We start from the raw sequence: 10660 nt of genomic DNA, 5'->3' as shown, positions 1-10660 counted from the left end.
CGAATCATGTGCTCTCACCCGCTTTTTGTGATGACTCAATTATACGACAAAAAAGGTACAGCCTCTTCAACTTTCTTGAAGGGCAGTACCTTTTTCTAAGAGCTAGACTTTTTCAGTGGCCTCCTGCTGCACCAAGGGTTGTTCCTACGTTGCAGGATGATATAAATAATCCATTGGCGAAATCAGGTGCTTCCGGAGCTGCAGACATCATCAAATATTGATTTATATTCCCCCCAATACCTGCTAAAATCCCCCAGATTAACGTAATGACAGCCATTGGAGCGCTAAATTGTCCAAATGAGAATAATAGGATGTAAACAGCTCCCAATACAAAAGGAAAAGATACGACAGATTTGATGGCCCTATTTGTAAGCAGCTTCCCAGCCACAATGTTTCCAATAATATTGGCTCCACCGTAGATGAGTAAAATTAAACTAATTGTATTCGAGGGCATACTTGTAACAGTTTTCAGATACTCAGCAAGATAACTATAAACTCCAAATACAGCCGAATTTAATAAAATGACAGCCGCTATGGAAAGCCAGGTTATTGATTTTTTTAGTACGGATAATTGTGCTCCGTAGGAGAGGCTTACCTCAACAGGCATAGACGGGACAAAGAGTAATGTAGCAATGAATACGACAACATTCACAACAGCAAAGAACACCATCGACATTTGTAAAGAAGCTGCACTAGCAATAAAGCTTGCGATGGGTACACCGATGACCATACCGGCAGATACGCCAATAAAAACTTTTGAAACCGCCTTCGGAGCTTCTTCTCGGTGAACCGAGGCAGCAGCTACTGTAAATGCTAATGAGCAATAAACGGGGTGAAAAAAGGCTGGAACTACACGAGCAAATAATGCAATGGTAAAGTTAGATGCGAATATCGAGACCACGTTCCCCACAACGAAAACACCAAGTACGAGTAACATAACCTTCTTCCGATTGATCCCCGAAAACAATAACGGCATCGTCGGACCGGACACTGCAACGGCAAGCGCAAAAAGACTCACCAACCATCCTGCTTTTGGCACACTGACATCAAAGTGTTCAGCAATGGAAGGCAATATCCCGATCACTCCCATTTCGGTATTTAAAATGCCGAATGCGCCTATGGCTAATATGAAAATCAACAAATTATTTTGTTCTGCCAAAAAAACACCTCCTACTAATCGATACGTTTTCCATTATAAGTCCACCGTTTCTCCGCTAGAGTTTTTAGGAAGCCGCGTCTGTTGCAGATTCAAGAGAACCCGTGTTTCCATGGTGAAGCCCTTTGTTCTTCAACAATGGTTTTACCATAAAAATGAACATCAACAAGGAACAAGCGACCGACACCGCGCTCACCGTAAACAATACCTGGTAACTCGTGTGCTGGGAAACCCAGCCTAGCATGATCGCGCCTAGCCCTATGCCGAGGTCCGCACCCGTAGAAAAAGAAGCATTGGCCACACCCGCACGTTCCGGACTGACAAGACGGATCGTTGCCGCTTGAAGAGCTGGCTGCGCGGAACCGAAACCCATACCGTACATAATCGCCGAAATGATCACTCCGAACAAATGGGTCGACAAACTCAAAACAATCAACGCCGAAATCGTAATCACTTTTGCGGGTATGATGACAAGCGTCTCACCATAGCGGTCGGAAAGCTTTCCCGCTACGGGGCGGGATAGGACGAGCGTGGCTGCATAAACGAGAAAGAAAGTGCCTGAATTTACCTTGATCGAGTCCGCAAACAGCGGTACAAAGCTAGTAATTCCGCCATAAGCGATAAACAGCAAAAAGACGGATGCGGTAACGGGAAAGACCGATCTTTCAAAAAGTTCAATTCTCCTTGCAGCTGATCGCGGCTTAAACTTCATTTTTGCACCGAAGGTTAGGAACAGCGCTGCAGTGGAGAGAACCACTGCTAATAGAAATAGAGTATGGTACGTAAGGTTCAGTGTAACCCATAGACCGAACATCGGACCGAGTGCCATAGCTAGAGTCATAGCCATCCCAGACCACCCCATACCTTCTCCACGGCGGTTGGACGGAATCAGATCCGTAACCGCAGTGCTAATGGCCGTTGTGGAAACGGCCCAGCTCATTCCGTGCAATATTCTAAGTGCCATTAATACAACGATTCCGCCGATCCAATTGTACATATACATGGCTGCAGCGAAGAATAGCAATCCACAGACGATAAACGGACGCCTGCCAAAGCGATCCAACAGTGCTCCGACAAACGGCCGAAAAATAACGGAAGTCAGCATAAACGCGCCCATTGCCAGTCCTACCTGCGTTTCATTGCCACCTCTCTCCTTAATAAAAAGCGGCAGCGTTGGATACAGCATATAAAATGCGGTAAATAGAAAAAACATCCCTAAAATCATAAAAATATAGGACTTCGTCCATAGGCGTTCCAAATTGCATCCCTCCTTCGATGAAAGATTCGGCACCCCAACTAATCTGGAATAATTTCATTTACACAGCTCAATGCATTTAATGTTCTCGGAAAGCCCATATAAGGAAGGCAATGCGTGATGGCGGTGATCATGGTTTCCTTATCATTACCGACATTTAGGTTGCCCTGCACATGTGCCTTGACTTGACCTTCACAACCGCCCAGCGCGCTTACAATGCACAAGGTCAGCAGCTCTCGCGTTTTCAATCAAGGCCGCCGCGTGTGTAAAAATCATAAGTAAGCCTCCTGTTTGATTTATGGCTAAATGAGATCGCCGCAAGAATGACGGCCATTGCGACGGATATCGCTGCGATCCAACCGACCGCCCGTATGGATAGGCCTCCTGCTGCAATCCCCCCAATACCTCCCGCTGCAGCGATGCTAAGCTGTAAGATGGAACCGAACAGACTAAGCATAATTCCGGAGGCTTCCGGAGCTAGTAGGACCAGGTTAAACTGCAAGCCTGGACCGGATGACCATGCCGAAAAAGCCCATAGCATAAGAAGCGGAATGGTCACGGAAGTTGATTTGGCGATACTGGAAAGAAGCACCAAAGCTATGAAATGAACAGTCATGCCACTCAAAAGTGATTTGGGGATACCGATCCGGTCCGTCATAAATCCACCGAATTTGGAACCGATTAAGGTGGAGATACCGAAGGCAAAAAGAGCGATGCTCACTCCCCGTTCGCTCATGGATGTAACGTTTAGCAGGAAGGGAGCAATATACGCATAGAGCATTGCATATCCTAAGTGCCAGAAGAACGTGACACCAAAGCCATTGAGGATTTCCGGCTTCTTCAAAAGAGCCAGCTGCTTGCCGAGAGGAACGGGAGCATCACCTTCGGTAGGCGGAATCATTCGAGCCACAGCATAGATTGCAAGCAAGCTAAGAATACCAATACCTAGGAAAATGACCTTCCAGCCATATGCTGCAGCCACAACGCGACCAATGGGAACCCCGGCAATAAGGGAGGCACTGAACCCGATGATTACGGTGCCAATCGCTCCAGCTTGCTTGCCTGGCGCCGCGAGTTTCGCAGCGACTGTCTTTGCGCCGATAACAAAAACGCCGCCCCCTATGGCGAGCACAAGACGAGATACGATGAGAAATCCGAAGCCCGGTAAGGTAACGGTCAAAGCGCTTCCGAGCACCACGATAGCGAGAGATAGCATTAGCAACTTACGCCGATCCATTGTTGTCGTCGCCATCACGAATATTGGCGAACCGATCGCATTGGCGATTGCGAATATGGTGATCAGTTGTCCTGCCGCGGATACCGAAATCTGTGCCCAGTCGGCGATTTGATCCAGAATGCCGGCAATGACATACTCCGATGTACTGACAAAGAAACTAATAAAAGCGAGCAGATAAATTTTCCAAGTATTGCTCATTTATTCTCTCCTTTTATTCAAATTCCAACATTCGTTTACTACAGCTTTATTCGACATAATCGACATTGACTGTTTATACAACACATGTATATAATTCTAAACAGAATTTGGCTGTGTTCAATCGTCAAATGAACGCTTTTTGTTGATTATTGAACAGACACATTACAATTGTTAATTAATACCTTTAGAAAGTTGGATATGTTAATGAAAGTCGATAGAAGAATACTCAAATCTCAAGAAGCTATTAAAAAAGCTCTTATTGAACTGATGTCTGAGAAACATTTTGATGACATTACGATTCAAGATATTTCCGACCGAGCGGACTAAATGAAGATCTTGTCGTTAGGTTCGTTGCCTCGGCTTACGTGGGGGTAGTGGAATGGTGGTTTACGAATGAAAAGCCTTTCTCGCATCAGGTCTTGGCAGAACAATTAGGGACATTATTAGAGAGGAATTTATAGCATTTCTCCTGTCGAAAGGTTACGCAAAAGGGATGCCACCTTCAGCTAAGTAAACGAAGCTAAGTAAACGAATAAAAAAGAGGGTGTCCCATAAGCCAAAATGGCTGAGGGGCACCCTCTCGCGGTTTCTTTGACGTATCGCAATTAAAATTTACGTAGTTTGGCCGTGATCAGTAATATTAAAGGGATTAGAAATCCATAGGTGATTTTGAATGGCAATCCAACGAGACTCATTATATTCTTGATTTCAATTGAATTCGAACTCACGGTTAAGCAAAGGATGTACAAAATCAATCCCAATGGAAAAGTAAGCGGTCGATAATCCCTTAGCTTCAGAATTTGCGCCAACGATAACGCCGATCCGTAAAAATACAGTATCAGCCTAAATAAAATGGAAATAAACCACATAATCGCCATAATTACCTCAATCCGCTGAAGAAAGCCGGCGATATTAATTTTTTTTGCGATAAGAAAACTGGGATATAATTGTTTGGAGGCTGCTTCCGCTCCCAGTACCAGAATACTTAAGGTAGTAACCGTCAATAATACGAAGCTTCCCAACAACATTCCGCTATGAAAAGCCCTTTTAGCACTTTTTTTAGAATTTACATATGGGAATAACATCAGTAGGGCGACCATCTCCATAAGGGGGAAATGAATAAACTGAATCGCCCCACGAAGTATGGAGTTTACTCCGGTTCCGGTTACGATGGGCTGCATATTTTTGAACTCGAAATTGGGAGCGCTAAGCATAAAAAAAGAGATAAACAGGATGAAAAACACCGGAAACAAAATTTCTGCCGTTCTGCCGATCGTTTCAATTCCCGCCCTGGCTCCCCATACTGTAATAGCCAAAAATAAGATTAAAATCGAATCAATCGGGGTTTCCGGCATCAATTGGATTACAACAAAATCCCCGAGAACCCGCAGTACAATGGCTGCAATGAGAAAAAAGCAGATGAAAAGAACCATCGCTGCAAGCTTTCCAAGCCAATGGCCTAAGATCATTTCGCTGTATTCCGTTAGTGTCTGAACAGGAAATTTGCTTCCAAGCGAATTATATAACCAGACCAGCAGCCAGCCGATTACAATTCCGATCAATGACGAAATCCATGCATCCTGTTTGGCTTCGGGAACGAGATATGACGGCTCCAACAGAAAGGAATTTCCCACAATGAAAAAAAAGACAAGGAGACCAAATTGTCTTCCCGCAATTCGTTCCGTATTTATCATTTGGACCGTTCCTTTCTTAGCTCAATATTTTCATAATCCATTTACCCGCCGGCTCATAAATATAAAGGATTCCTTTGAGCGGATTAGGCAGCTCCACTTGCAGAATACGTGTTATGATTAAACCCATCCCTATACATAGTAAAAATAAAAAAATGGACAGTTCTTTCAGCCATCCTTTTTTAAGCAATGAAGGGACTTCGAAAAAAGCCATCAATACAGCTACTGAACATAAGCAAACTATTTTCCACATGGTTCTTCATTCCTTGATTTCATTTAAATAACTTTTGTTCGTTGTGCCGGTATAACGCAGTGTTGCCTTTACGTCGAATTGGACCGGAAGCTCTGAAAATGTGTCATTCCAGTTATGTTTTAGCTGATTCCATTTGTGAGGATCCGACCGGTATATGGCCTCCCCAAAACCGAATATATCCGCATGCATATTGTGCTGTGCTTCAAAAATGGTTTTTTTCATGATGGCTTCTATTTTTTCGCTTAACTTTTTTTCTAGCTCGGAGATCGTTTGCGGATCAGTTAAATCCAGTTTACACTGTTGAGCGGCCGCATTTGCTTCAACTCGAACGCGAACGGCAATCGAATCCGTTTTCCATTTGAATTCAGCTTTTGAGCGCATGATCTCAACGACTACTTTTCCACCATTAGAGCATGAAACATAACCAACCGTGCTTTTAACCTTATCCGTAATGTAGCTGTAGCCTTTGCTTTCCTCTTCATCTAACCAGCCGATCAGTTTATCGCCACGAAAAACGGACAAGCTGCTCAGCTGCAAGGTGGTTGGCGGGGAACTAGTGGACACGTTTTGGGACGTTCCTCCGATCTCACGATCCCCTTTGACCTGTATGCCAGTAAGTACATATGCTTTCCCTTTGCCTTCAAAACCTCGGACAAGCTCTCCCATGTTGACAGTACTTGTGGGCGCCCATACCTTCTCTGACGTATCTAGTGAGTGAAAGAGGGATTCCGCCGGGATTCTATCCATACTGGTCAGCACTCTTAATGTATTTTCCGCCGTCGTTTTTTTAGCGACTAAGACATAAAAGTCTGGCCGCAGCTCTTGATCCCGGTAAAACAGCTCCAGATCGGGTCCAATTCCTTTTCTCGCAAGCGACTCTCCAATTATGATTACGCGAATATGCGCCAAGTAAATTTTACGCGGAACGATCGTCGTCAATTTCCGTAAAGCTTCAAAACCCGTATCCGCTTGCTCAGAGTATGTGGTTACCGGAGATCGTAGAGATCCGCCTTTTTTTGCTATCTCTCCTGGGTTCACCACTTGAATCGTGACTCGGACCTGATCCCCCGCTTCGTCAATTCCAATAGCCCCAGCGATGGCAAGATCATTGAGCTCCCTTCGATTCCAACAGCCGGTCATTAGGAGGAGCATGAAGAGGAAAAACAGTATGAACCTCATTTTACGGATCATGATGTGTACCTCCGCTTAGCTTACTTTTCCGGTTGAGAAGGCTTAGAACGAATGGCGTTTTTCTGACTGATCGAGCGAGGACGTGTAACCAGCATCCAATGTGGCAGCCGAATAATGGTATCCTTAAGGTCAGACACGGTCAAGGGAGCGAATGGACTCATATAAGGAACGCCAAACGAGCGCAATGAACACAGATGAAACAAAATCGCAACCACACCGACAAAAATGCCGAAGATTCCGAACGAAGCAGCCAAACCCATCAACGGGAACCGCAATATTCGAAAAGCAATGGCCATGTTGTACGAGGGAAATAGAAAGCTGGAGATCGCCGTGATCGAAACGATAATGACCATGGCAGGCGAAACCACCCCGGCCTCCACCGCTGCTTGACCCAATACCAGTGTTCCTACTATCGAAATGGTTTGTCCGATCACCTTCGGCATTCTTAATCCGGCTTCCCTCAAAATTTCAAATGTAATTTCCATCATCAGAGCTTCAATGAAAGCTGGAAAAGGAACCCCTTCGCGTTGAGCAGCTAGACTGATCAATAAATCCGAAGGAAGCATTTCTTGGTGAAAGGTGGTGATGGCGATATAAAGTGATGGAGCCAAGAAAGATATAAAAATGCCGATATAACGCAAAATCCGGAGCATCGAGCTGATATTGGCCCGCTGATAATGATCTTCGGCTGAGTTAATAAACGCTACGAAGAGTGCAGGGACAATCAGAACCATTGGAGTCCCGTCGATTAAAATCGCGACTTTCCCCTCGAGCAATTCTGCCGCTATCACATCCGGTCGTTCGCTATAGAACATGGTAGGGAACGGGCTAAAGGTCTCGTCTTGGATCCACTCTTCAATATAGCCGCTTTCCAAAATAGAGTCGGTATCGATTTGATGAAGACGTGATCTTACTTCTTCAACTACTTTTTCGTCTACGATTCCATTCACGTACATCATGGCCACATCGGTTTTCGTCACACGGCCAATTTGCTTCGTTTCTAATCGAAGGTTGCGGTCTTTGATTTTTCTTCGAATCAGGGCCGTATTTGTACCCAATACTTCCGAGAAGCTTTCCTGTGGCCCCCGGATCACCATTTCCCGGCTCGATTCCGTAACGCCCCGATCCTTTCCGCCTCGAGTCGCCGCCGAAATGGCTTGATTACAGCCGTCGATTAACAATGTAGTGGAGCCGGATAATACAGCTTGAAAAAGCGAATCAAAATTGGTAATGTCGCTCGTTTTTCCAATGGCCAGAACGAATTCCTTTATATAGGTAACCGGATCTTGATCTGGATGGAAGGCCGGAATGGACGAGTCTCCCTTTGAAAATTGCAGCAAACTTTCCATTAGGGAATCGGAAATCAATTGCTGGTCCACCAAGCCCTCCAAGTATACTAGCGCTGCTTTGGCCCCATTCAAACTGTGGATCCGAAATTCGCGAATTACAATATCCGTACTGCCGCCGAAATCCGTTTGAATCCGGTTCAAGTTGTCTTGAAGCTTATCGGATAAATCGTTTGGAGGATTATTTTGGGGTTGAGAATTCCCGGAAGGTGGACCGATATGTGCTTTTTGCAGCCTGCCAATCAAGAACCTCTTAAGTCCCATCGTTGCCCCCGCCTTGATTTTTAGTCGTTAGTAAATTATTTCCTTGGATTTATATGGGTATAAGTCACAATGACTTATTTTGACAAGTGTTAAAACTTAAAAGCACTGAAAAAGCCCATTCCATCAAGGAATAGGCCTGTGTCATTTCTGTCAAATTCTGCGGCTGTCCTTAGAGCGGTTAAATCCGCTTGATGAGGCAACCCCTTTTGTAACAAAGTTATCCAACGACACCTTTCATCGCTTGATACATTTTTTCTACGTACGCGTCTGGTCTGTATGTTATTTTTCCTTGATCAAGCTCAAATTGTTATTCATTCTATCTTAATCTTCAATTTCTTACTAAGTTGTGCCAACAAATTGATTTCTAGCTGCACCTAGACCAACAATAAAGAGTACTACTGAGGCACCAACCAATATGAAGAGAGGAAGGGTCCAACTGTTTGTTGTATCATGTAAATATCCTATAAGTGCTGGGCCAATTGCGGCAAGCAAGTACCCGACAGATTGCGCCATACCGGATAGTTCTGCAGCCTGATGGGCATTTTCGGTACGTAAGCCGAAAAACATCATGGACAAACCAAACGCGAAGCCTGCTCCAATACCGAGTATGATAATCCACAAAAGAATGACATGTAAACTTCCGTAAAGAAGCCCGAGTGTTCCTATCAAAAGTAGAATCGTCATGAGGATCACCAACGAACGCTGATTAGACATGCGCCCAGCAAGGACAGGAACGATAAACGTAAATGGAAGCAAAGCTAGTATCATAATAGAGAGATACCAACCCGATTGATTTGAACTGATCCCCTGATGTTTTAGGATTTCAGGTAACCATGCAACCAGCACATAAAATATGGTGGACTGTAGGCCCATAAAAAAGGTGACTTGCCAAGCCAACACGGAACGCCATAAATTTACATGATGGTTGACCACATTGCTGCTGGATACAGAAATATGTTTCGTGCGAAACCTGATTTGCGGCAACCAAAAGAGGATGGATACTATGCTTAGAATACCCCAAATTCCCAATGCGCCTTGCCACGTCAAACCTAACCCAACGGCGAGTGGAATACTAACACCTGAAGCAATCGCTCCGCATAAATTCATGGAAACCGAATAAACACCAGTCATCGTACCAATTTGTTGGGGAAATTCCCGTTTAATCAGGCTCGGCAATAAAACATTACACACGGCGATGGCAAATCCAAGGATAGCGGTTCCGATATACAAGTTAGCAGCACCAGATATAGAGCGTATGGCAATACCAATGACTGAACATATGAGCGACATCAGAATGATGCGTTCTGCGCCATACTTTCGTCCAAGCTTCGGAACTATAGGCGATAACAAGGAAAATGCAATGAGTGGAACCGTGGTAATCAGTCCCGCTAATGTATTCGAAATATGCACGTTCTCCCGAATAAGACTGACTAAAGGCCCTACAGAAGTCAAGGGAGCGCGGAGATTCGCTGAGATAAAAATGATCCCCAGTATCATTAGCCAGGTTTTTGTCTGCTTACGAATGTTGATACTTGATAATGCCGCTTGGCTTTTCAGCAATTGCTTTGATGAACTCATGAGCTTCCCTCCTGTTTAAAAATATTTTAAAATCAAACCCATACGATTTCCTCCGATGACCGAAGTCCCAGTTCAGTATACGATTAAAGGTGCATGATGCGAACGCCCCACATTAAACGACAACAGCCACCGACCTCAAGCATGTGTTCTTTCAAATAAAAAACCCCCAATTTAGGGACTGTTGACAAACGTATCAATTTAATAGGTTTTTTGGAGGGCCGTGTAGAATTTATCTCTATACGGTTTTTTTTCTTTGGAGGGTAATCCTATGATGGGTGTAGATGGAGCCAAACAAAACCAATTGATGTATATAAGCCTAGATGACCTCGTGCCTCAAGACCACTTATTGCGTGCTATTCGGAAAAAAATGGACTTTACTTTTATTTATGAAAAAGTGCAGCATCTCTACTCTCCTTTTGGGCGGAGATCAATTGACCCGGTTCTACTCATGAAGATGTTACTCATTGGATACTTGTTCGGAATCCCTTCAG

The 10660-nt window shown here is 44.5% G+C and carries 9 protein-coding genes and 2 pseudogenes; 3 read left to right on the top strand and 8 right to left on the bottom strand.

Annotated elements, in window-relative coordinates; genetic code table 11:
- Positions 1–112: 112 nt before the first annotated feature.
- The 4 genes from FPZ49_RS34330 to FPZ49_RS34315 form a co-directional block, all read right to left on the bottom strand.
- Entirely contained in the window at positions 113–1159 is a 1047-nt protein-coding gene (locus FPZ49_RS34330) for an MFS transporter (RefSeq protein ID WP_144855147.1), read from the bottom strand.
- Positions 1160–1223: 64 nt separating this feature from the next.
- Positions 1224–2414 carry an MFS transporter gene (locus FPZ49_RS34325; protein ID WP_144855145.1) on the bottom strand — a complete coding sequence of 397 codons (1191 nt, stop codon included), beginning with the start codon at positions 2412–2414 and terminating at the stop codon, positions 1224–1226.
- 38 nt (positions 2415–2452) lie between these two features.
- Entirely contained in the window at positions 2453–2659 is a 207-nt protein-coding gene (locus tag FPZ49_RS34320; protein ID WP_144855143.1) for a carboxymuconolactone decarboxylase family protein, read from the bottom strand.
- Positions 2656–3846, bottom strand: a complete 1191-nt coding sequence (locus FPZ49_RS34315; RefSeq protein ID WP_144855141.1) for an MFS transporter — start codon at positions 3844–3846, stop codon at positions 2656–2658. The genes FPZ49_RS34320 and FPZ49_RS34315 overlap by 4 nt, the downstream gene beginning before the upstream one ends.
- 198 nt (positions 3847–4044) lie before the next feature.
- On the opposite strand from FPZ49_RS34315, the pseudogene FPZ49_RS37960 reads away from it, so the two are divergent.
- A pseudogene (locus FPZ49_RS37960) lies at positions 4045–4170 on the top strand (TetR/AcrR family transcriptional regulator); the annotation flags it as partial.
- Positions 4171–4211: 41 nt separating this feature from the next.
- On the top strand, positions 4212–4307 hold the full coding sequence (locus FPZ49_RS37955) for a hypothetical protein (protein ID WP_449289950.1): 96 nt from the start codon (positions 4212–4214) through the stop codon (positions 4305–4307).
- Positions 4308–4451: 144 nt separating this feature from the next.
- Here the strand turns inward: FPZ49_RS37955 and FPZ49_RS34305 are convergent, their stop codons facing one another.
- From FPZ49_RS34305 to FPZ49_RS34290, 4 genes are all read right to left on the bottom strand, one after another.
- Positions 4452–5540, bottom strand: a complete 1089-nt coding sequence (locus tag FPZ49_RS34305; protein WP_144855139.1) for a GerAB/ArcD/ProY family transporter — start codon at positions 5538–5540, stop codon at positions 4452–4454.
- A gap of 256 nt (positions 5541–5796) precedes the next feature.
- Entirely contained in the window at positions 5797–6981 is a 1185-nt protein-coding gene (locus FPZ49_RS34300) for a Ger(x)C family spore germination protein (protein WP_144855137.1), read from the bottom strand.
- Between the two features lie 20 nt (positions 6982–7001).
- Positions 7002–8591: a spore germination protein gene (locus tag FPZ49_RS34295; protein ID WP_144855135.1), complete on the bottom strand. Its 1590-nt coding sequence runs from the start codon at positions 8589–8591 to the stop codon at positions 7002–7004.
- Positions 8592–8930: 339 nt separating this feature from the next.
- Positions 8931–10169 (bottom strand): CynX/NimT family MFS transporter, encoded by a 1239-nt coding sequence (locus tag FPZ49_RS34290; RefSeq protein WP_144855133.1) that lies wholly within the window; start codon positions 10167–10169, stop codon positions 8931–8933.
- A gap of 268 nt (positions 10170–10437) precedes the next feature.
- Here FPZ49_RS34290 and FPZ49_RS36520 point away from each other — a divergent pair.
- Positions 10438–10660: pseudogene (locus FPZ49_RS36520) on the top strand (IS5/IS1182 family transposase); the annotation flags it as partial.

Origin of the sequence: Paenibacillus cremeus, from assembly GCF_007786445.1 — a bacterium.
Taxonomy (GTDB): Bacteria; Bacillota; Bacilli; order Paenibacillales; family NBRC-103111; genus Paenibacillus_G; species Paenibacillus_G cremeus.
The sequence above is the reverse complement of the archived record's forward strand: the minus strand, read 5'-3'. Positions and strand labels throughout refer to the sequence as shown.

Excerpts from the sequence above, each read along its gene's own strand:
- FPZ49_RS34315 (WP_144855141.1), bottom strand. The coding sequence starts at position 3,846 with ATGAGCAATACTTGGAAAATTTATCTGCTCGCTTTTATTAGTTTCTTT.
- FPZ49_RS34305 (WP_144855139.1), bottom strand. The coding sequence starts at position 5,540 with ATGATAAATACGGAACGAATTGCGGGAAGACAATTTGGTCTCCTTGTC.
- FPZ49_RS34300 (WP_144855137.1), bottom strand. The coding sequence starts at position 6,981 with ATGATCCGTAAAATGAGGTTCATACTGTTTTTCCTCTTCATGCTCCTC.
- FPZ49_RS34295 (WP_144855135.1), bottom strand. The coding sequence starts at position 8,591 with ATGGGACTTAAGAGGTTCTTGATTGGCAGGCTGCAAAAAGCACATATC.
- FPZ49_RS34290 (WP_144855133.1), bottom strand. The coding sequence starts at position 10,169 with ATGAGTTCATCAAAGCAATTGCTGAAAAGCCAAGCGGCATTATCAAGT.